We start from the raw sequence: 24141 nt of genomic DNA on the forward strand, positions 1-24141 counted from the left end.
GATGAACATGTCCACTGTAGCGATCGACCTTGCCGGCGTGAAAAAGTCATTTGGCGACAAGGTCATCGTCAATGAACTGTCGTTCTCGGTTGCGCGCGGAGAATGCTTCGGCCTGCTTGGGCCAAATGGAGCAGGCAAGAGTACGATTGCGCGTATGCTCCTCGGCATGATTTCGCCAGACGCAGGCAAGATTACGGTCCTCAATGAGCCTGTACCTTCCCGCGCTCGTGTGGCGCGTGTGCGCATCGGCGTGGTGCCGCAGTTCGATAACCTTGAACTCGAGTTCACCGTGCGAGAGAATCTGCTTGTGTTTGGCCGCTATTTCGGCATGAGCGCTCGCAAGATCGAGGCGATCGCGCCCTCGCTGCTCGAGTTTGCGCGCCTCGAAAGCAAGGCGAACGTGCGCGTCTCTGAGTTGTCCGGTGGCATGAAGCGGCGGCTGACGCTGGCGCGTGCCTTGATTAATGATCCACATCTACTCGTGATGGACGAGCCGACGACTGGTCTGGATCCACATGCACGCCACCTGATTTGGGAACGCTTGCGGGTTCTGCTTGCGCGTGGCAAGACGATTCTCTTGACCACTCACTTCATGGAAGAGGCCGAACGCCTGTGCGATCGGCTGTGCGTGCTTGAGAGTGGGTGCAAGATCGCCGAAGGCAAGCCCGACGCCTTGATCGACGAGCATATCGGCAGCAACGTGATCGAAATCTATGGCGGTGATCCACATCAGCTCCGTGAGCTGATCAGGCCTTATGCGCGGCACATCGAAGTGAGTGGAGAGACGCTTTTTTGTTATGCGCCATATCCGGAGCAGGTACGCATGCACCTGCGCGGGCGAGCGGACCTTCGCGTTCTGCAGCGCCCGCCCAATCTCGAAGACGTGTTTTTGCGGTTGACCGGGCGCGAGATGGAGAAATGAGCGATGGGTGAAGCTTATGCGGCGGTAATGCCCGCTAACGCGTACAACTGGATAGCGGTATGGCGTCGAAATTTCCTGGCATGGAGGAAGGTCGCGCTTGCATCGCTTCTCGGCAACCTCGCAGATCCCATAACCAATCTGCTCGGCCTTGGCTTTGGCCTCGGCCTCATCGTGGGACGAGTCGAGGGGACTTCGTACATCGCCTTTCTGGCGGCGGGTATGGTCGCGATCAGCGCCATGACATCCGCGACCTTTGAAACCATGTATGCAGCCTTTGCGCGCATGGATGCAAAGCGCACCTGGGAAGCGATCCTCTCTACTCAGCTCACGCTTGGCGATATCGTTCTGGGTGAACTGGTGTGGGCGGCCAGTAAGTCCGTTCTGGCCGGGACAGCAATTGGGATTGTCGCTGCCACATTGGGTTATGCATCCTGGACCTCGATTTTCTGTGCGATACCAACAGTCGCCCTTACCGGCCTTGTCTTCGCCAGCCTGGCAATGGTCGTCATATCTCTTGCGCCAACTTATGATTACTTCGTGTTTTACCAGTCGCTCGTCCTTAGCCCTATGGTGTTTCTGTGTGGCGCGGTCTTTCCGATGAGCCAACTGCCCGGCTCATTTCAGCACTTCGCCGGCTTGTTGCCGCTCGCACATTCGGTCGACCTTATTCGCCCGGCGATGCTTGAGCGCGGCGCCGACAGTGTTGCCCTCCACGTCGGTGCGCTTTGCGTTTACGCGGTATTGCCCTTTTTCGTGTCGACAGCACTGTTTCGGCGCCGCCTGCTGCGTTGACGTGAGTTGAGCGATAACGGAGAAAGTCAAATCGATGCAGGGTCACGATGCTTTCTGCGGTAGCTCGGGAAGACCTGGTCTGTCACAGCAGTTGCTGAATGGCCTTAAGAGCGCCGCGATCGAGCCAGGTCTACGGCCGCCTGTTCAGTCGATTGGTGCGGACGCCAGTATCGTTATTTTCTGAGCGCCTGTCGCTAGCCGCCGAGACGGACTTTGGAGGATCCTGGTTGTGCTGTCTGGCCCGTGCAGCCGACGGAGCGTGACTGTACAGATAGATGGAACGGCAGTTGACCTTCCCGTCATCATCGAATGGAGAATGAGATGTTGTGCCTGGGAATTAGTGGCGGTCTTGACCGAATCTATGAAAGCTCGCCGGAGCTGCCGAATACATTTCTTCACGATGGCGCGGCGGTCCTTGTGCGCGATGGCCGCGTGATCGCTGCCGTCGAAGAGGAACGCCTCAATCGCGTCAAGCACTCCAACAAGCTCCCGAGCAATTCGATCCGATATTGCCTTTCCATCGCAGGAGTTGAGCTCGGCGAGATCGACCGTATCGCGTTCTACGCGACTGAAGCCTACTGCAACACTATGCTCGAGCGTCTTTCTGTTTCTCAGCCCGTTCCGCTGGACGCCAAATTGTTGCTGCGGCAGCTGCTGGCACGGGAGTTCGGCGCCGAGATCGATCCGTCCCGGCTTTCCTTCGTGAATCACCACGAGGCGCATGCCGTGAGCGCGTTTGCTATGTCCGGGTTCGAGCAAAGTCTCGTTTTTACGATCGACGGCGGTGGCGATCTTCTCTCGGGCTTATTGGCGGTGGGGTCTGGCACCGAAATTGCGCAACTTGCAACCTTCCCGGAACATAACTCCCTGGGACTGTTCTATCTCGAGACAATCCGGTATCTCGGCTACGGGTTATTCGACGAGTACAAAGTGATGGGGCTTGCCCCGTACGGTGATCCCGCTCCCTATCGCGAGCTCTTCGCGCGGTTCTACGAGTTGTTGGACAACGGTGGCTATCGCGTTCACCTGGATCGAATCGGTCCGGCCCTAGTCCGCAACATCGAGGTTCGGCGAAAAGGAATGCCATTCACCCAACAGCATCGAGATGTCAGCGCTTCGCTGCAGGAAGCGCTGGAGCGGATCGTGTTTCACATCCTGCGCCACTATCGCGAAGCGACGGGCATGACTCGCTTGTGCCTGGCTGGGGGTGTAGCCCATAATTGCACGCTGAACGGTAAGCTGCTTTATTCCGGGCTATTTGACGACATCTTTGTCCAACCCGCAGCGCACGACGCCGGTTGCGCACTCGGCGCTGCATTGATGATGTCAAACGAGCTGGGCAGGCCAGCGCCGCGCGAGCGACTGCCGGACGTTTATTGGGGGCCCGATCTCGGAACCGAGCAAGCCGTAGAGCATGAGCTCAACGCATGGTCAGGCCACCTCGACATTCAACGAAGTGATGACATAGCATCCAGTGCGGCAGAATGGATGGCAAATGGCGCTGTAATCGGCTGGGTTCAGGGCCGCTCTGAATTCGGCCCACGTGCGCTTGGTAACCGCAGCATCCTTGCGGACCCGCGGCCTGCGGAAAACAAGGACCGCATCAACGCGATGGTCAAGAAGCGCGAGGGCTATCGCCCGTTTGCGCCATCTGTACTGGAGGATGATGCGAGCGAGTTCTTTGAGCTCCCGGACGGCACGCGGCAGCTCCCCTTCATGAACTTCGTGGTTCGTGTGCGTGAAGCCAAGCGTAACGTGCTCGGTGCGATCACGCACGTTGATGGGACCGCTCGGCTGCAGACAGTATCGCGCGAGACAAACCCCACCTATTGGGATGTAATTGATGCGTTCAAGAGGCGAACCGGCATCCCGGTTCTTCTAAATACGTCATTTAACAACAATGCCGAGCCGATCGTGGAGTCCGTTTCAGATGCGATCACCACGTTCTTGACGACTGACCTGGACGGACTTGTTGTTGGGCCTTTCCTCGTCAGGAAGCGGGCAGCATCACTGCAGGATTGGAGTGCACTGGGCGTTTCATTGCCGCCGTATGCATCCCTTCATCGTGTTCGCTCCCACACGGGGCCAGATCGTCAGGAAACGGTCTGCGAGATCCGCACGGGACATTCCGGCCGCGACAGTATGCGTATCTCATATGAGCTTTTCGAGATCTTGATGCGGATCGAGGGCGAGGCGTCGCTCGGCTCGCTTCTCGACGCAACCATGCTGGGCCAGGCCAAGCGTGAAGATCTCGTGAAGGAATTGCGGCTCGTGTGGGAGCTGCGGGGCGTTCGCCTGCATCCGCCGCGCGCGGCTTGCGGCCGCAATAAACTGCAAAGCGAAACATAGCCGGAGCTCAGAGCATGGCCATGCTTATGCCTGCATGTGAGGAGGCCTGGCCATCCGACGCACAAGGTTCATCGGCCATCCGACTGAAATCGGCACGCCGACGCAACACCGCCGAAGAAAGACGGAAAGTGTTGAGAGAACGCGGCCCATCACGGAAAGTGCTGCTATGAAGTTCTACCGACGCAGCTCACCGGCACCGCGATTTCAGACCATGATGCCGGACAAGATGATACGTGAGATGTCTGCAACGACGTCTCTTGTCCAACCAGGAGCCCGGGAAGAGGCAATGCAGATGCTTAGTGGTTCGAGGAATGATCGGTTCGTAGTTTCCCGGCGACGTACGGGGTTCGGCGACTGCCTGTGGTCACTGGCGGCTGCCTGGCGTTTCGCAAAGCAGACAGGACGGACGCTAGCCATTGATTGGCGGGGATCTTGTTATCTCGATGAGCCATTCACCAACGCCTTTCCAGTCTTCTTCGAACCGGTTCAAGACATTGCTGGCGTGCGGGTGATTTGCGACGACAAGATCAATCAGTATACATTTCCGGGACCATTCTTCCCGACATGGTGGAACAAGCCACCCATCGATTGCGTCTATCGCCCGGACGAGCAGATTTTCCGGGAACGCGACGAGCTCGATCAACTGTTCCAAAGTCAGCAAGATAGTGACGCTAACACGGTTGTGTGTGACGCGTGCCTGATGTGGCGCTGCGATCAGGAGGCCGAACGAGAAATCTTTCGGAGCATCAAGCCACGACCTGAAATTCAGGCTCGAATTGATGCTATCTACCGCGAGCACTTTGAGCCGTACAGCGTAATCGGCATTCATGTCCGGCATGGCAACGGCGAGGATATTATGGGGCATGCTCCCTATTGGGCCGACCCGGAGCGCGCCTTGCGACAGGTCCGTAATGCCATTGATAAGGCCAGGGGTTTACCCCACCCAAAACCCGTGAGGGCGTTCCTGTGCACGGACAGCGCGCTCGTCCTTGAGAAGGTTTCGACTATATTTCCCGATGTTTTCACGATCCCAAAACAGTTCCAGGCGCCTCAGGCCGGCCCATTGCACAACGCCGCGTTCGGAGCCGAGGGTGGCTTTTCCGCCCTCATCGAAATGTATCTGCTTGCGCGCTGCGACACCGTGATCCGTTTTCCCCCGACGAGCGCCTTCACGCGCTATGCGCGTCTCTTTGCCCCACGCGTTATAGAATTCGATTTGAACGATCCGAGCCGATTGATCCTGATTGAACAAACCTCGCAAGAGCTCGTGGCTTCATGAAAGTCGTAGCCCGCTTGATCGATCTGATTGCCGCTCTTTGCATCCAGCAGTACTGGCAGTTCTTTTCGGGGCGGCAAATGTCTGCCCAAAGTGAGACTTCCACCGGAGAACAGAACGATGCGGCGGCCGAATGCCTTCCGCTGAAGCTCGACGTCGACAACAATGGCCTTAACGTGCTGCCGCCGGGCTAAACAGGTGGAACACGTCTTCGTCTTTGCCTCGGGCGGACCGCGACTCGAAGCTAATCGGTGGTCGATCGCGGATGAACATATCGAAAGGTTCTGCGTTCAGCCGGCGAGTTCCGTCGTGGTGGTCGGGCACTCGCTGGTGCGGACGGCGCTCTCGAGATCCACTATGTTGGGCTGAACATTCAGCGCGCCAGGTCGTGGTCCGGATTCAATCCGCCCGGAGATGTGCCAGTGCTGGACACAGCAGAGCAGGGCGCGATGAAGTCAGCATCAGTTGCCGACGAATCTAACGCACGAAGCTGGTAACGTCAGTTTTCGAGTTGACGTGGCTACTGGCCGCGGTCGCTATCCTGATCGTCGTTGCTTCGACGAGAGGCGCTGGCCATCCGCTGGCTCTTCCGGTTGTGCGATCAGGAAAGAGAGCGCGGCTCGTAGCCTTGTCTTGACGCAGGCGAGTGTGCTCGCGACATTACGTAGCTGATGCACCATCACTGTCACAAAGCACACGCATCGTGTCTTGAACCCGCCAAGCATTCCGTGTGCGCGACATTAGGACGCAAAACGGAAGCGGATTTATGGGCATCGCAGTGGCACAAACCCTGCTACGCGTGCGCCGGCGCAAAAGCAGAGGAGGCGGGCGTGGGTCTCGATCTAAAAAATGACGATCTGATCAGAGGCCCGGTGCCCGAAACACAGTTGGGCTGCCTGTTTCACGCGGATAAAGCCCGTGTTCATCGCGGAGAGCAGAAGGCGATGTTGCTGACCGGGGCATCGCGCGGAATTGGCCATGCCACTGCCAAGCTGTTCTCGGAGGCGGGCTGGCGCATCATTTCTTGCGCGCGCCAACCGTTCGACGGCGAGCGATGCCCCTGGGAGGCAGGGAACGAGGATCATGTCCAGATCGACCTCAGCAATCATCAAATGCTGCCGCGCGCGATCACCGAGGTCAAGAAGCGCTTGGCCGGTGCACCTTTGCACGCGCTTGTGAATAATGCTGGTGTCTCGCCGAAAACGCCCACTGGCGATCGGATGACGTCGTTGACGACGTCAACCGAGACCTGGATGAGGGTATTCCATCTCAATCTGGTGGCCCCGATCCTGCTGGCGCAGGGTTTGTTTGACGAGCTAAGAGCCGCGTCAGGATCGATCGTGAATGTGACTTCAATCGCGGGCTCGCGGGTGCACCCGTTTGCCGGCAGCGCCTATGCGACCTCGAAAGCTGCGCTTGCGAGCCTCACACGCGAAATGGCCCATGATTATGCGCCGCATGGCATTCGCGTGAATGCGATCGCGCCCGGCGAAATCAGGACGGACATGTTATCGCCCGACACAGAAGCGCGTCTCGTGCCATGTATCCCGCTGCGCAGAGTGGGAACCCCGGATGAAGTGGCCAAGGTCATCTTCTTCCTGTGCTCGGATGCGGCGAGCTATGTCACGGGGGCCGAGGTGCCGATCAATGGTGGGCAACATCTGTGAATCGGCCAGCCTTGGCGACGCAGCTGACTTGAGCTGCAGCAGCGGTACTTATGTTCTCCGCTGACGACGCGCACACAATCCGCAAAAACGAAATGAAGGCACACTGTAAGTTTACCGTAGTGCCATGAAAAGGTGTTACGGTTCTATGTCATCTCGTCAACACTTGGCGCTAGATCGAGAGTGACATGAAAAACGAAGCTCGCCGACCCGAACAAGATGCCAGGGAGGATGATCAAGACAAAGGAGACCGCCTCATGCTGCATATCCCGTCCTCACGCGAAAGACCTGCCTCGCAACCTGAGCCGGAGCGTAAGCTCTCGGGGGAGCCGTTGCGTGAGAGCGCGCTGACCTGCATCTTCGAAATATCGAAAATACTCACCGCTCCTTGTCGGCTCGAAGTCACGTTGGCCAACGTTGTTGGTCTTCTGCAATCGTTTGTGCAGATGCGACACGGCATCGTCTCACTGTTCGACGATGACGGCATGCCGGAAATTACAGTGGGCGCCGGCTGGAGCGAAGGCAGCGACGAACGTTACCGGATGCGCCTGCCGCGGAAGGCAATTGACCAGATCGTTGCGACAGACAGGCCTCTTGTCGCCGAGAACGTAGCCGCCGAGCCGGCATTCAGCGCTGCCGACCGGGAAGTGCTCGGCGCCTCCGATGATATGCCAGTATCGTTCATCGGGGTTCCGATTCGCATTGATCCGAAGGTCGTGGGTACGCTGACGATCGACCGTATCCGGGACGATAGGTCGAGTCTCCGGCTGGATTACGATGCGCGGCTGCTCGCCATGATCGCCAACCTGGTGGGACAAACAGTGAAGTTACATCGCTTGTTCGCCTGCGATCGCGAACGACTGATGGCGGAGAAAGACCGGCTGCAAAAGCAAATATTAGAGCTCAGGCAACCCGCTCGGGAGCGCAAGAAGCTACACGCCCATGGGATCATTGGCGATAGTCCGGCGCTGCGCGGGCTGCTCGAGAAGATTGCGGTTGTAGCGAGATCGAACAGCACGGTTCTGCTGCGTGGCGAATCCGGTACCGGGAAGGAACTGGTAGCCAAGGCCATTCACGAATCGTCGTCCCGCGCCAAGCGGCCGTTCGTTAAGCTGAATTGCGCGGCGCTCCCTGAGACCGTCCTGGAATCCGAATTATTTGGCCATGAGAAAGGTGCCTTTACCGGTGCGTTCAGCTCGCGCAAGGGACGCTTCGAACTTGCTGACAAAGGAACGTTATTTCTTGACGAGATCGGCGAGATCTCAGCTCCGTTCCAGGCGAAGTTGCTGCGCGTTCTGCAAGAGCAGGAGTTCGAGCGCGTCGGCAGCAACCAGACTATTAAGGTCGATGTTCGAGTTATAGCTGCGACCAACAAGAACCTTGAAGAGGCCGTGGCAAGGAGCGAGTTCCGCGCGGACCTTTACTATCGCATCAGCGTAGTTCCCTTGCTGTTGCCGCCGCTGCGCGAAAGACGCAGTGATATTCCGCTGCTTGCCAGCGAGTTCCTCAGGAATTTCAACAACGAGAACGGCCGTACGCTGACCTTGGAGGCGAGTGCGATCGATGTACTGATGAACTGCGGCTTTCCGGGAAATGTCCGCGAACTCGAAAACTGCATCGAGCGGACAGCGACGCTGTGCGCCGGATCATCGATCGTCAGAAGTGACTTTGCATGCTGCCACGGCCAGTGCCTTTCCGCGATGCTGTGGAAAAGTACATCGGACGAGATGACAGTCCAGCCGGCACCCATCGCGCCGGTGCCTTCGAAATCCATCACTCCGGTACCTCAAGCGACTGCGCCGGTCCCGCCTGTTGGCAGCGACTTGGTCTCACTGGCACCTCCCGGCACAGTCCTCGTAAGTGGCCCGAGAATGGCCGATCGCGAGCGGGTCATTGCGGCCATGGAAAGATCTGGTTGGGTGCAGGCAAAGGCAGCGCGCTTGCTCGGACTAACGCCGCGCCAGATTGGCTACGCGCTAAGGAAATACGGAATCGAGATCAAACGGTTCTGACGCAAGGACCAAAACCGTCGGGGCCACCGCGGTTTGCTGCCAAATGCCGCCGTTTTTTCACTTGCGGGACCGTCCGTCGTCCCATCGTGATTGACGGCGGTAGTCTGCCGCAAGCTATCTCAGCGTTACTCAGCTGACGTCCCAGGGGAATAGCGCTGTCGCAGCCCCGACGCGGTGTCGGTGTTCGCTCATCAGAACACCGGGCTAGGGCGGCGCATCGGTCCCGTCCAAAGGCCTGTCGTAGCTAGTCGATTCCAAAATCGGGTGCGATGGTACGACACTTGCTGTGCGCCTTGCAGCTATCGCAACTTTGGAGCAACTCCGTGCACAATGTCGTCTGCATCAAACAGGTTCCCGACTCTGCGCAGATCCGCGTGCACCCCGTGACAAATACGATCATGCGTCAGGGCGTGCCGACCATCATCAACCCATATGACCTCTTCGCGCTCGAGGCCGCGCTGGACTTGCGCGATCGGTTCGGCGGCGAAATAACCGTCCTTACAATGGGGCCGCCTTCGGCGGAAGACTCCTTGCGAAAGGCGTTGACCTATGGCGCCGATCGCGCCGTACTGCTCACCGATCGCTGCTTTGCGGGCTCCGACACCCTGGCCACAACGTATGCGCTAGCAACAGCCATCCGAAAAATTGGTAAGGAATATGGCCCGACAAACCTCATCTTCACCGGCAAGCAGACCATCGACGGCGATACGGCGCAGGTTGGGCCCGGCATCGCGAAGCGGCTGGGCGTATTGCAGCTAACCTACGTTGCCAAGGTCAGATCCTTAGATCTCGCCGCCCATACAATTGAAGCGGAACGACGCTCCGAAGGTGGTGTCCAGGTGCTGCACACGAGGCTGCCCTGTCTCATCACCATGCTGGAGGCAACCAATCAGATTCGGCGGGGCGCGATGGCGGATGCCTTGCGTGCCGCGCGTGCGCCAATCGTGAAATGGAGCGCGCACGATGCCGGTGTCGAAGACGTCTCCAAATGCGGCCTCAAGGGCTCGCCGACCGTCGTCAAGCGAGTGTTCGCTCCCTCTGCGCGGGCTGAGAAGGCGGTGCTGGTTGAGGCCGCCGAGCAACCGGCGCAGGCGTTGATAGACGCTATCTTCAAGCATCAACCGAAGCTGGAATCCGATCTTGCCGCACTAGCCCGTGACGCTTGATCTGGAGAGCTTTGTTAGATGCATTCGGGTCTATACGGTGGCCGGTACTCAGCTGGACACCAACGACATGTTCGGGCCTCAGGCTGCTATCGACGAGGTCATACAGTTTACGAGACAGGCCACGACATCCGGAGCATGTCGCGGCCTGGAGTCCCGATTATGCCGCCAAGCGCGCCGGTTGAGCGCGCCGCTGCCGCTGTCCGAAAGCCTCGTGATTGCCTGGCGCGGACCGTCGGCCTGATTGTCGCGAAACTCATCGTGCTCTTCATTGCTGGCTACGTACTATTTCAACGGCAAGAGGTCAGGGCGTGAATACGTAAGCGGGTCGGGTCAGCAACAAGGACAACTGCTCAGCATCCACCGTGTGGTCCCCGGACTATTTTGCACCCTGGGACTGAGCTTACTGTCCACCGATTTCTGCTACAGCCAACGCGCCACCGCGGAGAGCGAGGAGTCCGCATCGCTGCCGCTGGCGCACAAAATGGCTTCGCGCATCGGCGCGACGTCGAACCCGCCAAGCGGCGGCTTCAGTGCCGCCTGCAACGCCGCATCATGCGCGCGCCGCGGCGCCAGTAGCAGGACCGCATCATAGGGCGGGATCGCCTGCTTGGGATCGGCCAGCGTCACCAGGTCGTATTTCTTGATCTGTCCGTCGCTGAAAGCCCATGACGCTTATGATGCAGCGCTGCAAAGTCGATCGCGCCGAAAGCCTTCGGAATTATGGCCTCCAGGCGCGTGGTCACGCTATGAAAATCCGCGGCCGCGTCCTCTGGCTTTGCTCAACGCGGACTCTCTCGACAAGACACGATCTCTCGCTGACCAAACCTCGTACCACTTGCCGGCATAATGGAACAAAGACCCCTGTCTTGCCCATCAACGTTACTCCCGGGTCACGGACGGCTCATCGCTGCGATCGAGGTGCCGCTTGCGTATATTATAATTGAGCAGCCAGACCGCGCAGACTGCAATCGGCACGCATGCTGCGGTTAGGTACGACGGCTCGACATGCAGTCCCACATCGTGCGCGCCCTTGGCGAGGTAGCCAAACAAGCTAACCACATAATATCCTATCGCAGCGACCGACAATCCCTCGACCGTGCGCTGCAGCCGAAGTTGTTGTCCCGTGCGCTCGTTGATAGCGTGCAACAGGTCACGATTCTGCCGCTCGATTTCGACGTCGACACGAGTTCGCAACAGATCTGCCGCACGCGCCAGCTTGGCCGATAGAGCGACCTGACGATTCTCGACCGTCTCGCAGGTTCGCATAGCCGGCGCCATGCGGCGCGCCAGGAACGACGACCAGGTCGGATAGCCCGCGATCTCGCTGCCTTCGATGATGGACAGTCGCGATTGGACCAAGTCGTTATAAGCTCTGCTGGCGCCGAAGCGAAACGGGCTCCCCGTCGCGCCTCGTTCGAAAGAGGCGGCCAGCGCGGTCAGCTCGGCAAGCAGATGGCTGTTGAGTTCCAATCCCTCCGCGCCTTGCATCCCTTCGAGCACCTCAATAAGACGTCGATCAATACGATCGACGAATGGGCCGAGCTCAAGCGCTGCTGATAGACCAAGTAGCGCCAACGGACGATAGGTCTCAATTTCAAGGAGCCGTTGCACCAATGCGCCCAGATTGTGTGGCGTCATTCCGAGGTCGCAGACGAGTATTTTGGTGAATCCGTTTTCGTCGACGCGAAAATCGGAGGCCATAACACTTGCTCCTCCCTTTACGCGCGCCATGGCCAGGCTGCTCTTGTCGAAAAGCTGTTCTGCTCGCCTCGCTGGGGAGGTGTGCCCCTCTACATCCAGCTTGATCGCGACTAGTAACTGCCCGTCCTGCCGTAAGGCGCGCATCAGGGATTGAACGGTACCGTGGGCGTCATCGAAGTGGCGAGCGGCTGGACCATTGCCGGTGCTCCATATCCAGGTAAATGTCGCAAATTCCGAATGCTGCTCCCAGCGAAGCACGACGGGCTCGATGGCTATCTGATGATGTTTCGCCGAGAGGTCTGGCGCTGGAACGTCGTGCTCCCGGCAAAATGCGACGAAGCGGTGGCGATCGCTTGCGGCCGCTTCGCCCTTCGCAAGAAATGCGAAGTGGATCATACTGAACGGTGCGACGAGTTGCGTGAATGGGCGCGCGTGTACTTCAGCGAGAACGGCATCGCGTTGCGGATGAACCGTGAACTTACTCAAATCGAGTTTATCGAGCATATGTAGCGCCTTGCTTCAGAAGCAACTCACAACCATCAGTGCTGCCGCAAGCGGCAATAGCGGCGGCACTCCTCGCAGAGGCCAGTCCGCCCAGATTTGAGACCGATAGCAACTCCGCCACGCGCCGCTGCCAAGAAGCGGCGATCGGCACGGTTTGGATGAGCGCCATCGCCAGTAGCGATCAAACCGACGGGCTCTTCGCTCGATAACCCGCCGCATGCTGCTCGGTGAAGCCCTGGCCTCACCAAAGAAGCGAACCTCTCCTTGCCGGCCAGCTCCACAGTCGGGATCGGTTCCTTGCCGAATATGCATATACGTCCGTTCTGTGAACGCAGCGCCTGCAGCGAACGTATGTTCGGCCAACCTGACCATGCGGCGACTGTTCTTCTCGATCCCATGACGCATGCGCGTTTGTGGATAGCTTTGCAGGTGTCGTGCCAGACGGGAATCGGATTTCGGGACAATGCGATTACTTAGAGTGCGTCCCGTGCAAGACGACGCTCGATGCAGTGCCGCCGCGGAGCGGCATGCCATTCTATAGTGTCTTCATATCCAGCGCGAATTGCAGTCATCTGCCGAGTTGGAGATGGCTGTGAGGAGAACTCTCGCCTGTAATCTGCGCTAAACGGAGCTTCGGCGGGCTGGCTCTTCGCTGTTCGGTTTCTCACGGCCGTGCAAACCCTGTCAGGATCAATACACTTGCAATCGAGGAGTCGGTCGCCAGCGTTTTGTCAACGTATTCAGAATCTTATGGAGTGAGTGCACGAGTTGGCACGGCGATTGCTGTAAGCGTGCAAGAACACAGGGTGGTGGCGGTGCTCGCAGAACGCGCAAAGCTAAGGGCGGTCTCTTTGAGACGCTCGTGCCAGGAGCCCGGCAGATGCGGATTGGTTCTTGTAATGCTGTACCAAGCTCACAGCGGCTCGATGAAGTGGCAGGAGCAGCAACCGCGAGGGCTTGAGCCATTCACGACAGATCGCGAAAGCCGGAAGCGACCGCGACCAGACACGCCACTCCCGCATGTGACGTTAGCCTCCCGATGGCGTGCGCGGCGCAATATCTCACCATGACTCTGCAAGCGAATGCTGGCCGTGCCGGGCATTCGCGGCATCGGACTGCTCGTGGACCGGAATCCGACTGGATCGCCGCCGCTCAATTAATGGACGCGTTCCCATCGATACGCGTGAGCAGGCATGCCGCTGTCTGCTACCGCGAAGGTGGGCACGAAGAAATTTCCTGGATGGTGAACGCGATCATAAGGCCATCGCACCAACAACTCGCCGATCTCGCGGCGGCCAATGGTTGGGCCCGGACACAGAGTTGCTTCGTCAAGGACCGTTCTCTCCTCATAGCCAGAGGTCAAATGACATCTCAAGCGTCTCGATTTACACCGGATCAGCCTCCGCAGATATCCTGCGAGTACTTGACTGAGCAAGCGCGAGCCATGTTCGGCCCACATCCGTTCGCTGCGGAGATGTCCCAGGACCAGGCCGCTAGCCTGCTGCCTGAATACCTGGCGATGTCACAGGCGTTCCCGTACCTGCAGGCGGGGTCACAAAGGGATCTCATATTCGATGCAATGCATCACAATCGAGACCTTGCGAGGGACATTGAACTGACCAGCGTGGTCGCAAATTTCATCTGTTGGGACGAGACGGGTGGTTATGGGCGAGTTCTGCACGGCGGAAAGGCGGCGCTACCCGATATTCTGGTGACTGAAAACTTCCACTCAAACCTGTTTAGAAAGGATGCCTCGCAACTACTCGGCAGAGCGATACGGCCCAACTACAGCGCCACGACGAAGCGGTACCTGCATTCTCTCTATGCCGGATTGTCATCGAAAGACCCCCTAGTGCGTTGCGCCTACATGGTCGCTTTTGAGCTACATGCTGCGGACATGATCCAGTCGCTATGGACCACTCTAGTCAAAACCTTTAAAGCGCGGTCTGACGATCTTGAGTACTTCCGCAGCCATGTCGGCGGAGAAGATCCCGCGGAGAAGTATCACGGAGACATGACAAGCCGGCTGATTGGCGAACTTGTCCCGGCTGACCGTAATGGTCGCTTTTTGGATGAATTCGATCGAGCCTATCGGCTCAGCTTACAGTGGTGCCGCGATCTGCTCCGAATTGTTTCACTTGAGGAAGATGGTCACTCGGAGATCGAACACCATGGCCGTTGTCATTGTGGTTCTGTCAAGTTCTGCGTCCGAGCGCCGCGAGAGCTCTCTGCGGTTCGATGCAATTGCTCAATCTGCCAAATGTCCGGATTTCTGCACTTGCTCGTACCTAGCGATAAGCTTGGCATTGAGTGCGGCGAAGAATTCCTCACCGCGTACCAGTTCAACAAGCACATCGCTCGGCACACGTTTTGCCGGGTTTGTGGCGTAAAGCCATTCTACAGGCCGCGATCGAACCCCTCCGGATTCAGCGTAAATATCCGATGCCTGGATAACAGGACCATCGAACGCATAAGAATAAGCGAGTTCGATGGCGAGCATTGGGAGCAAGCATTCCGCTCGATGCACCAGAACCTGGAGTCCTGCGTCGAAGATCAAAAACCCTGGAGCGAACTCGAATGGCGCGCGCAATGAATGATAAATCCCGTCTGCTTTCAGAGGAAGCTCTGACAAAATACCGCATAGAACTATTGGTGAAGGGGACGGTCGTGATCGGCCCCCAGATATTGTTCACCCAAGATGACTTGGCCAGGATCGATCAGCTGCAGGCTGAAATTCCCGAAGAAGAAGTGCGGGAGGGAGATGCCGGTGACGCGCACAATGTCTTCGTCAAACGCGTGAGGGTAGACCCGCCCGGCCGCGCTCCTAGCAACGTGAGTGGTGCAGCTCCAGGGCAGATCATGGAACTACTTGAAAGGAAAGACCGCAGCTTCGCGCTAAGAAAAATCTTGGGAGCATCGTCAGATTACGTGGTTCGCCGATGCCAAATGCATCGTTTGCCTCCTGGTTCCTTTGTTGGCATCCATCTGGATGCTGCGAGCGACCCGGATTTCGAGTACTCGGTGATTGTGCAGCTCGCGAGAGACTTCGAGGGGGGTGAGTTCGTGGTATATCCAAGCGCGTACGAACAGCAGGTATTCCGACCGCCATTTGGCGCCGTGCTTGTCACCACATGTAAGCTCCGGCATGAGGTGAAGCCTGTGCTGACCGGGGAGCGCCGATCGCTGGTCTACTTCTGTTCAAAACGCAGCGGCGCGAACCGCCGGATCATCGAAAGCTCTACTGGTGGCCAATGAGATTGTGAATGAGTTGGGTAACGGGTGAGCTCTCAGCAGATAAGGTTGGTAGCTTGGCCATCTTGTGTAAGATCCGGTTGGGTCTTTGTCGCTGTGGGATATAGACTGTTTTTTCAGGCTCAGCGAAAGGTCGCCGCCTAAAGCTGCTCGGAAGAAATCACGCTGTGACCGTCACGATCCGTGACGAGCTCCCGCACCGAACAGTGCGATCGGATTGTCCAAATTCCACTGAATCGAAGCGGAGCTGCGACATTGGTCAAGCGGGACCCTCGGTTCTTCCGACCCAAGCGAGCACCTCTAACGAGGTCCACCCGTTCTCGTCGAGCGGCGACGCAACGAGCGCGCCGGGGAGTCTCATGTCAGCCTGAGCCATCATTAATCAGCTGATCCGTTTGATGGAAATCGCGGCGGCGTTCGTGAGCGAGCGGCGCATCGGCGGGACGAAACTGCTAGCCTCTTCGGCCGAAAGCGCCAGAGGGTGCTCAGGATAGATTGTGGCAAGTCATCGTTGCTGCCTTGACGGCAGGCGAGTCGGCGCGTGCCGATGGTGCATTCGCGCCGCGCGCACGAAGCCCTGTTGTCGTCAGGTTCTCGACAGCTACCACACCTAGCAAAACAGCCGAATGCGCAGAGTGATTTGGGACGGCATCTGCGCGAACTGGGGCTTGTTGCAGGGGCCAGACCTCAGAAGAGGCGCCTCAGCTGAAGCCTCCTGATCGCGCTCGGTTTTTGCACGATCGTCCTGGAGCAGCCGAGTCCTAAGTCTATATTTCGAAGGTGAAAACGGATGGACTTTACCTCAACTCGCGGGGGGCTCCAGCAGTCGGGCAGCGCGGGCCCGCAAGAGAACTTGTCGGTTTCCCCGTCGGCAGACGCAGCGGCTTTCGAACAGCAGTTGAGGGAGATCGCCAATGCAGGTGGCAGCGTGCCGACGCAAGCCTCCATCCATCAAGTCGGCGCATCCTTACCCGAGGGGCAGCCCCTTAGGGAGGCGGGCGAGCACGAATACCCGCCAATACCGCATGGCGGAAGGGCTGGGACGATGCTGGCCGTCTCGGTGCCGCCGCCACGGCCAACTTGGGCTCTCGTAGGCCGTAGCGGCGAGCCTCTCTATTCTGAAGATGCCCCTCTTGTCGAGGGACTGAGGGCGGCACTCATCAAGGGCGGGTTCAAGGAACGCACTGCCAAGAGTCATGTAGACGCTCTTCTTAGATTCGGACGATGGCTTCTCAAGAACAACAAGCAGGGCATAGCCGAGCGTCTTTACGACGGCACCCTGGACAGCGATGCAGCGGAGTTCAAGAAGGCGGGCGAACGGGGCATCCTTACCGCGCTCGGTCATCTGCGGGCCTCGCAGGCTGCGGGCGGAGTCGCGCCGATCGCAAGCCGGGCCAACCCTTCCGCCGATGATGCCGACCTCATCAAGGAGTACAAGTCGACTATCATCAAAGAACGCAAGAAGGAAGCGGCGACTGCGTACAAGTATGCAACTGCTCTTGGCAGCTTCAGTGAGTATCTGCGCAACAACGCCAGGCCAGGCATTGCTGCTCGGCTCTACGATCAGTCGCTTGACGAAGATCTCATGCGCTATGAGGCCGGCCCTCGTCCTCACCCGAAGATCGGTGCCGCACTGGTTCACCTGCGGCAGTCACTGGCTGGAGACGGAGCGGTCGAGCGTGACAGCCATATTCTCCCCGAACATGCCGACCTGATGGACGCGATGCGCCCGGCGGATGGCGTTGCGCAGGACAGCGCGTTGCGGCGAATTGTCAGCTGGCCAGAAACGCTGCCTGCGCAAGGTCACGATCAGGACGCGCCGTTGAGCATCATGGACCAACCCAGCCCCTCGTCCTATCTGGCGCTGCAACCAGGCCAGGTCGGCCGCAGCGCCGAACTTCTTTATTCCGAGGATGTCCCCCTTATTTTGGGGCTCAAGGAAGCGCTCCTCAGGGGTGGGGCCGCCGAGAGCACTGCCAGGAGCAATGTCGATTCTCTTTTGGGCTTCGGCCGCTGGCTTTTTGCAAACGACAAGCCGCCAATCGCCGATCGGCTCGACCACGAGACGCTCGATAAAGATGTCGAGGAGTTTATAACCAAGCGTGGTGCCACGAACGTCCGGACGGCACTGGCTCATCTGCGGACCTCGCAGATGGCGGGCGGAGTTGCGCCAGTCGCAGGCCGGCCTGACCTGAATCCGTATCCCGAGGACGTTGCCATCATTAAACAGTACAAAGAGCAGGCGGCCACCGCCGGCACATCAAAAATTGCCGGCACCTATGCAAGCTTCATTACCGATTTCGGTCACTACCTGCGCGAAAACAACAAGCAAAGTATTGCCGCTCGGCTTGACAACGGCACGCTGGATGACGACAGCGAGTCGCTGAACGAGGATCTAAAGCTCTACAGGGAGTCCGGGGGTTACAGAGCGATCGGCGCGGCACTGGATCATCTGCGGACCGGTGCCAGAAAACCAGGTCCTTCATCTCTTCATGCCGAGGATGCAGAGCTCATTTCCGGGCTTGAGGACGCACTCATCAAGGCGAAGTTCGAGAAGATTACCGCCCAGACCATCGGACGGATTCTCCGCAGATTCAGCCGTTGGCTCGTCGCAAACGAAAAGCCGGCAATTGCGTCCAGGCTTTACGATAGGTCGCTGGAGCAAGATGCCGCAAGGTTTGACAAAGGTCCCAAGCGGCGCGCCCTTGCGGCACTAGATCATCTACGGGCCGCACAGTCGCCAGACGGAATCGCGCCGAATGCAAGTCGCGCCAAAACGGTAGCGACTCCCTTCCATTCCGAGGATGCTCAGCTTATTTCGGGGTTGGAAAAGGCACTCGTCGCAGCCAAGTACGAAGAGGCCAGCGCCCAGGCTACCGGCCGTTATATTCGCAAATTGAGCCAGTGGCTGTTTGCAAACAACAAGCCAGCAATTGCCGGCAGGATTGGCGAGGAGTCGCTGGACAAAGATATAGAGGCATTCAAAGCGAGCGGCGGCGAGCAGCAAGTCGTTGCGGCCCTGGCTCATCTGCGGGCCTCTCAGTCGGCTGCCGGCATTGCGCCGAGGAAGGGCCGGCCTCGCCTCAGTCCTTATCCGGAGGATGCGGACCTGATCAGAGATTACAAGGCCACAGAATCCAAGCCTACTGCCAGAAACTATGCACCTATTCTGACCGGTTTCAGCGACTACTTGCGTCAAAGCCACAAGCAAAGCATTGCTGCTCGCCTGTCCGACGGGTCGCTGGAGAAAGATGTCGAGGACTATAAGAACTCTGGCGGGCATGCGAAGACCGGTGCCGCACTGGCTCATCTTCTCAAGTCGCCGGCGGGCGTTCGAGCCATAGAGCTCAGGCGCGCTGCTGACGCTGCCGGGCAGCATCCCGCGTCCGCGGGACGTATCAGCTCGCCTGCGGACCTTGCCGTGGACGAGTACGACCAGCATCTATCGGCGGCGGTGGACGTACCCGGAATGTCGTTGCTTCTCGAAGCAGCCTTGAATCAGCAGCGGGCACAGCGTCCCGAAGAGTACCCAGGTCCGTTAAGCTGGCACTACGAGGACCCGGCGGCCGCGGACGAACCGATCGATGCACTTGATTGGGGCGACCTCCTGCCAAGCGAGGAGGTGTTTGAGCACGGCGCTGCGGACTCGAGGCCAACGAAGAGACAGAGGATCCAAGATGACCCGCAAGACGGCCCGATTGAGCAGCAGTTAAGCCAGATCAGCAATTCAGAAGTCCGCGCTTTAGTGCAGGCCCCGGCCGATCAACCGGGTGCCTCGCTATGGCAGGCACAGATTGGACATGATTACGAGGCCGCACCGCACGTGGTCGTGAGACAGGCCGAGGACGTCGCTGCGCAGCAAAGCGCGCCTCAGGGAAGCGTCAACTGGCCATTGCTCCTCCCCGCAGCTTACGATCCGGATGTCCTTTGGGGGATGTTGGAGGATCGTCCACCGTGGTCCGGGTCAATCAATCCTGATCAGGCGCAGGAGGTAGAGCAAGCTGCATCAACTGTTGGGGCCACCTCAAGCTGGTCGCTGCCCACGTCGCCCAACTTTGATTGGAGCATGGTGCCGACCACGCCATCCTCCGTCGGGCCTCAGTCCTCTGATGTCGAACGCCGTGTGGAGTCTCTGGTTGATTTGCTATCGCAGGAGTTGCGCGATAATGCCCACTTTGCGCCAATACGCACTCCACCTGACGCCCAGATCGCGGCTGGGGCTCCGACAGCCCCGCTCCAGGGGCGCAGCGGGCCGCTGCTGGGTGTCACGGAATGGCTGGGCGATGAGCATATCACGGCCGACTACGCGCTCGTGGAAGAAGAGTTGCAGAGAATCGATCCGGATCTCGCCGCCCAGACCCGATTCGTTCGGCCCGCGCAAGCCCAGCTGCTGCGCTTGATTCCGAGCCATAGCGACCGCGTACAAACCTTCCGGCAGATCGTCAATGATCAGGATGGCAACGATACCGCCAACTTCGTGTTCGTGCCCGTGAACGATGGTGGCGTTACTGGCGGCGGCGCCCACTGGTCGCTGCTGCTGGTTGACCGACGCGTGCGCACCGCCCCGGTTGCCTATCACTATGACTCCGCGGGGTCACGCAACAGCACCGTTGCAGAACAGCTCGCAGCACGTTTCGGCTCCCGCCTGCAACCGGCCCGCATGGCCCGGCAGCAGAACGGCCATGATTGCGGAGTCTATGTGGTAGACGCGACGCGAGCGCTGATTGGACGATTGACGCAGGGCGAGCGGCCGGACAATGAGCCGCTGCACCTCGAGCACCTCAACGCCGATCGGCCGCCACTTCAGGAGCGACTTAGGGGTGGTCGCGATTGGGGCTGACAGAGCTCGAGCGAGACGAAGCAGACATTCACGTCACGTCGTCAGGTATCGGTTTCAGCGCGCGATCGAAAGCAGGGACAAGTTCGGATGAATTGAGCGGTTCAAGATATGGTCGCTGGGATCTCAATCAAACCATTCTCAGTAGCCGGTGCTGCAGATCGCGGGCCGCGGGCCTATCGCGCGCAATCACAAGGCACTCCACTGTGCCAGCCTCTTCGTCGGCGGCAAGCGGGATCACGCCCTCCTTGCGTGTGCGGTCGAACAGAAATCCTTCCTTGACGAAACGATCATGCGCCGTTTGGAGGGACCGCGATCGAACATTTCTCGCGGATAAAATAACGTTGCAACCGGAATAGTCGAAGCCCAGCAGCCGGACGGCAATGCTGTGCAACACCGAGCCGCCACCCCAGCGGCCGTTCGCTTCATTAAACAGCAACCGTCCGTCATCCGCGAAAATGGCGTCAATGTTGATCATTCCGCGATATCCCAGGTCTCGCGCAAGCGCCACAAATCGGTAGGCATGCGCCTGGGCAGTCAACCATTGCTCGTTCCCCAGGTCGCTTGGAAGCTCAAGTCCTGTCCAGATCAGAGCTCTTTCGGATCGATCCGTGCTTTTACGCAGACGTATGTTTCCACTGTTGGTGAAAACGATTGAACCATCATCCTCAATTTCATACTCGAGATAGAACAAAGACCGGGCCAGGTGGTACGATTCCACGACCAGCGTCTTACACGATGCCGTTGTCATCTCAGACCAAAGCGCGTCAGGATCGAACGACGGCCATGAAATTCGCCGGGTATCTCTTGCCCCAGGTAGTGGATCACTTTCATCGCCGGTCAGGATGACATTTCCGACCCCACCGGCTCCATTGTCCAGCTTTACAATGACGCTGCCGGTCTCGGATCTGAGGGAAGTGACCGCTCTGAATAGTTCGTTTGAGTCGGTCGTGACGGTCCCATTGGGCAGCGGAAGTGCGACGCTTGTCGCCAATTGACGGAAGTGGCTCTTGCGGTTCAACAGATCAGGCCCTCGCTGCAGAGCGAAGTCGTCGCCGGCCTGTGCTATGCCCAGCATGACCGCAAGGCGTGCGACGCCTTCGGTAGAGTAGCAGGGATACAATCGCCAGGTTGATTTCTGGCGAATATGTCTGTTGATTCGCTCAACAACAGTCTTGGACAGAAGTGTGCAATCATCAAGGACCGGCGATTGGCGGCCGCCTTCAGGTACAAGCAGACAAAGGCTCGATGCGTCGAAATCGAGCGTCGCGCCAATGAAGGATAGCAGATCCGCCGGGATGACTACCGGGGAGACTATCAGATCACCCTCCTGAGCAAACCACGCTGAACGGTATGCCGAGTTGGCGGCCAGCGAAAGTTGAGCTGGTGTCAGATCGGCGCCCGACATTTGAGCCGTACCGGCATTCATGATCAAGATCCGCGGCATCCGCGACCTCCGAGCATTTGGACGCGATCAGAGACAGGGATCGTCATGCCAACAATGATGAACTTGCTGCGCCGTGGTGAGGCACTGAGCGGAGGCTGATTTTGCGCCGCCTCGATGTCACCTGCGATGTAGCGGGAGAGCACGGCCCGCCTCCAACTGCTGATCTCAATTGATAGCTCCTTACGGGCTTGATCGCGTGGCGATCTCCTTCAGCAAAAAATGCTGGATCTTGCCCAACGCGGTTTTCGGTAATTCTTGCGTGAAAATGATTTCGCGCGGCACCTTAAAACGAGCGAGCTGTGACTGGACATGCGCTATCAGCGCTTCCGCCTCGATCCGGGCCCCAGCTCGCCTGATCACATAAGCGACCGGTACTTCTTGCCAGCGCGGGTCGGGTCGACCGACCACGGCACATTCCGCGACATCTGGATGGCCCGTAAGCACACGCTCTACTTCTGCCGGATAGACATTCTCTCCGCCCGAAATGATCAGGTTTTTCTTGCGGTCGTGGACCCAAAAATATCCATCTGCGTCGCAGCGGCCAATGTCCCCAGTGCGATACCAACCATTGCTCAAAGTCTCACGCGTTGCCTGTTGATTGCCCCAATATCCGCAAAAAACGTTGGGCCCACGGATTGCGATCTCGCCTGGGGTACCGGGCGGCAAGTTGCTGCCCGAATCATCAATGATCGCCGCTTCGCAGCACAGACCAGCCTGGCCGCTTGAGCCCTCAGGCACGAGCTCTCCGCCGAGCTTCGTATACACAGCGATCGGGCAGGTCTCCGTCGAACCGTAAACCTGCAGGACTGGCACGCCGCGAGCGACAAAGCGCTCGACAAGGTGCTGAGGCACCATCGTCGATCCGGTACAGATTGCTCTGAGCGAGGATAGGTCGGTGCTGTCCCATCGACCATTGCTCGTCAGGGCTTGCATCATGGCTGGCACCAGGGCTGCCAGCGTCGGCCGGTCACGCTCGAACGCATCAAGCATGGTCTCCGGCGTAAAGCGGGTGTGGATGGTCACCGTCGCGCCCTGATGCAAACTCGGCGTTGTCTGGATGTTCAAGCCACCGACGTGGAAGAACGGCAAAACAGCCAGCGCGTGATCGGCCGAGGTGAGGTCATGCATGTGCTGACTCATGATGCCGTTCCACAGCAACGCTTCCTGACGCAGCACGGCGCCTTTCGGTCGCCCTGTCGTGCCCGAAGTATAGACGATCAGAAGCGGGCAAGAGAGGTCCGCACGTGGATTGCGTCCGTCACCACAGTCTCCGTCCAGGAGATCGTCCAACTTGCTGCCGCCGAGAGGCGTAAAGTCCAACCCGACAGGGGAGGCATGGGGCACTTGCTTCGTCAGGACAGGCAAAGCTGCGTCGAAGCACTCCTCGAGAACGAGCGCTTTTGCCTCCGAGTCTGACAAGATGAAAAGGTGCTCGGCGGCCGCAAGGCGCCAATTCAATGGTACGAGGATTGCGCCGAGCCTCGCGCAGGCATAGAGCAGCGCTAGATAATCAGGCCTGTTGAGGCTGAGGATCGCGATCCGGTCTCCCCTTTGGACGCCGAGCTGGCTCTTGAAGGCGCGAGCGATCCGCTCGATCCGTCGATTGAGGCTGACGTAGCTGAGAGTCTGCCCTTCGAAATGGATCGCGGTTTTGTTGGGAGTGTACGCAGCGTTTCGCTCGATCAGTGTGCAGAGATCCAACTTGTCATCCATGTGCCTCAGGCCCGCACAGTAGGTTTTTCCCGATGCGCTTCAGGCGCAACCCGGAATTGCTCGGCGAGGCCCCGATCACATGCTTCGGTTGACCTTTGTACAGGCTATGATCACACGGCCTTGGCTGAGCCCGGTTCTTGATGGTTGTCATGGGTTGCGAACAATGGATATTGCTTGAGGGATCTCGGGCGATTGATCACTCACTCTGTTCTGCTGGGCGGCGGTCGTGTGCATCTGTCGGTAGTGATAGGCACACCACGAAGACAGTGTCTTGCCGCGTCTTTGATATACAGGCTCGCCGCACATATAGGCCGCTCTGGCATCTCCATCTTTGAAGCCGATGATGCAACGGCATTGGCCTTCAATATGGTCGATTAAAAGGACCTTCTTGACACCGTCGGGCTCTTTCAACTTGCTGCTCCAGAATGCCAAGCAATATCTTCCGATGCCGCGTTGGTCACGCGGAGCGACACTTGCAGCTCAGGCTCTTTGAAAACCTGCGCCGT

The 24141-nt window shown here is 58.6% G+C and carries 15 protein-coding genes and 1 pseudogene; 11 read left to right on the forward strand and 5 right to left on the reverse strand.

All coding sequences use genetic code 11. The features are described from left to right. Position 1 precedes the first annotated feature (1 nt). The 8 genes from nodI (at position 2) to AAE027_RS19550 (ending at position 10181) form a co-directional block, all read left to right on the forward strand. On the forward strand, positions 2-922 hold the full coding sequence (nodI, locus tag AAE027_RS19515; RefSeq protein ID WP_370987069.1) for a nodulation factor ABC transporter ATP-binding protein NodI: 921 nt from the start codon (positions 2-4) through the stop codon (positions 920-922). Positions 923-925: 3 nt separating this feature from the next. Beyond that, entirely contained in the window at positions 926-1714 is a 789-nt protein-coding gene (locus AAE027_RS19520; RefSeq protein ID WP_130214178.1) for an ABC transporter permease, read from the forward strand. Between the two features lie 321 nt (positions 1715-2035). After that, positions 2036-4063, forward strand: a complete 2028-nt coding sequence (locus tag AAE027_RS19525) for a carbamoyltransferase family protein (RefSeq protein WP_370987068.1) — start codon at positions 2036-2038, stop codon at positions 4061-4063. 166 nt (positions 4064-4229) lie between these two features. Further along, positions 4230-5342, forward strand: a complete 1113-nt coding sequence (locus AAE027_RS19530) for a nodulation protein NodZ (protein WP_370987067.1) — start codon at positions 4230-4232, stop codon at positions 5340-5342. Then, entirely contained in the window at positions 5339-5533 is a 195-nt protein-coding gene (locus AAE027_RS19535; protein WP_370987065.1) for a hypothetical protein, read from the forward strand. The genes AAE027_RS19530 and AAE027_RS19535 overlap by 4 nt, the downstream gene beginning before the upstream one ends. Before the next feature lie 636 nt (positions 5534-6169). Next, positions 6170-7006, forward strand: a complete 837-nt coding sequence (locus AAE027_RS19540) for an SDR family NAD(P)-dependent oxidoreductase (RefSeq protein WP_370987064.1) — start codon at positions 6170-6172, stop codon at positions 7004-7006. 254 nt (positions 7007-7260) lie between these two features. Continuing rightward, positions 7261-9015, forward strand: a complete 1755-nt coding sequence (nifA, locus tag AAE027_RS19545; protein ID WP_370987177.1) for a nif-specific transcriptional activator NifA — start codon at positions 7261-7263, stop codon at positions 9013-9015. Between the two features lie 323 nt (positions 9016-9338). After that, the gene (locus tag AAE027_RS19550) at positions 9339-10181 is read left to right on the forward strand and encodes an electron transfer flavoprotein subunit beta/FixA family protein (protein WP_370987063.1); all 843 of its coding nucleotides are present in this window, start codon (positions 9339-9341) and stop codon (positions 10179-10181) included. A 420-nt stretch (positions 10182-10601) separates the two neighbouring features. On the opposite strand, the pseudogene AAE027_RS19555 reads toward AAE027_RS19550, so the two are convergent. Continuing rightward, a pseudogene (locus AAE027_RS19555) lies at positions 10602-10838 on the reverse strand (glycine betaine ABC transporter substrate-binding protein); the annotation flags it as partial. A gap of 222 nt (positions 10839-11060) precedes the next feature. Beyond that, complete coding sequence (locus tag AAE027_RS19560) at positions 11061-12386, reverse strand: DUF3422 domain-containing protein (protein ID WP_370987062.1); 1326 nt, start codon at positions 12384-12386, stop codon at positions 11061-11063. 1066 nt (positions 12387-13452) lie between these two features. Between AAE027_RS19560 and AAE027_RS19565 the strand changes: the two genes are divergently transcribed. From AAE027_RS19565 to AAE027_RS19575, 3 genes are all read left to right on the forward strand, one after another. Further along, the gene (locus tag AAE027_RS19565) at positions 13453-14979 is read left to right on the forward strand and encodes a GFA family protein (RefSeq protein ID WP_370987061.1); all 1527 of its coding nucleotides are present in this window, start codon (positions 13453-13455) and stop codon (positions 14977-14979) included. After that, on the forward strand, positions 14964-15641 hold the full coding sequence (locus tag AAE027_RS19570) for a 2OG-Fe(II) oxygenase (RefSeq protein ID WP_370987060.1): 678 nt from the start codon (positions 14964-14966) through the stop codon (positions 15639-15641). The genes AAE027_RS19565 and AAE027_RS19570 overlap by 16 nt, the downstream gene beginning before the upstream one ends. Positions 15642-16428: 787 nt before the next feature. Further along, positions 16429-20478: a Ulp1 family isopeptidase gene (locus tag AAE027_RS19575; RefSeq protein ID WP_370987059.1), complete on the forward strand. Its 4050-nt coding sequence runs from the start codon at positions 16429-16431 to the stop codon at positions 20476-20478. 127 nt (positions 20479-20605) lie between these two features. On the opposite strand, the gene AAE027_RS19580 is transcribed toward AAE027_RS19575, so the two are convergent. The 3 genes from AAE027_RS19580 to AAE027_RS19590 form a co-directional block, all read right to left on the reverse strand. Then, the gene (locus AAE027_RS19580; protein WP_370987058.1) at positions 20606-21922 is read right to left on the reverse strand and encodes a preATP grasp domain-containing protein; all 1317 of its coding nucleotides are present in this window, start codon (positions 21920-21922) and stop codon (positions 20606-20608) included. Between the two features lie 180 nt (positions 21923-22102). Next, positions 22103-23623: a class I adenylate-forming enzyme family protein gene (locus tag AAE027_RS19585; RefSeq protein WP_370987176.1), complete on the reverse strand. Its 1521-nt coding sequence runs from the start codon at positions 23621-23623 to the stop codon at positions 22103-22105. Between the two features lie 159 nt (positions 23624-23782). Then, positions 23783-24046 (reverse strand): hypothetical protein, encoded by a 264-nt coding sequence (locus AAE027_RS19590; RefSeq protein ID WP_370987057.1) that lies wholly within the window; start codon positions 24044-24046, stop codon positions 23783-23785. Positions 24047-24141: the final 95 nt, after the last annotated feature.

Source organism: Bradyrhizobium sp. DN3 (genome assembly GCF_041357655.1).
Taxonomy (GTDB): domain Bacteria; phylum Pseudomonadota; class Alphaproteobacteria; order Rhizobiales; family Xanthobacteraceae; genus Bradyrhizobium.

Bases quoted from the DNA above. Each gene is read 5' to 3' on its own strand.
- nodI (WP_370987069.1), top strand. From the start codon at position 2: ATGAACATGTCCACTGTAGCGATCGACCTTGCCGGCGTGAAAAAGTCA.
- AAE027_RS19520 (WP_130214178.1), top strand. From the start codon at position 926: ATGGGTGAAGCTTATGCGGCGGTAATGCCCGCTAACGCGTACAACTGG.
- AAE027_RS19525 (WP_370987068.1), top strand. From the start codon at position 2,036: ATGTTGTGCCTGGGAATTAGTGGCGGTCTTGACCGAATCTATGAAAGC.
- AAE027_RS19530 (WP_370987067.1), top strand. From the start codon at position 4,230: ATGAAGTTCTACCGACGCAGCTCACCGGCACCGCGATTTCAGACCATG.
- AAE027_RS19535 (WP_370987065.1), top strand. From the start codon at position 5,339: ATGAAAGTCGTAGCCCGCTTGATCGATCTGATTGCCGCTCTTTGCATC.
- nifA (WP_370987177.1), top strand. From the start codon at position 7,261: ATGCTGCATATCCCGTCCTCACGCGAAAGACCTGCCTCGCAACCTGAG.
- AAE027_RS19560 (WP_370987062.1), bottom strand. From the start codon at position 12,386: ATGCTCGATAAACTCGATTTGAGTAAGTTCACGGTTCATCCGCAACGC.
- AAE027_RS19565 (WP_370987061.1), top strand. From the start codon at position 13,453: ATGACTCTGCAAGCGAATGCTGGCCGTGCCGGGCATTCGCGGCATCGG.
- AAE027_RS19570 (WP_370987060.1), top strand. From the start codon at position 14,964: ATGGCGCGCGCAATGAATGATAAATCCCGTCTGCTTTCAGAGGAAGCT.
- AAE027_RS19575 (WP_370987059.1), top strand. From the start codon at position 16,429: ATGGACTTTACCTCAACTCGCGGGGGGCTCCAGCAGTCGGGCAGCGCG.
- AAE027_RS19580 (WP_370987058.1), bottom strand. From the start codon at position 21,922: ATGCCGCGGATCTTGATCATGAATGCCGGTACGGCTCAAATGTCGGGC.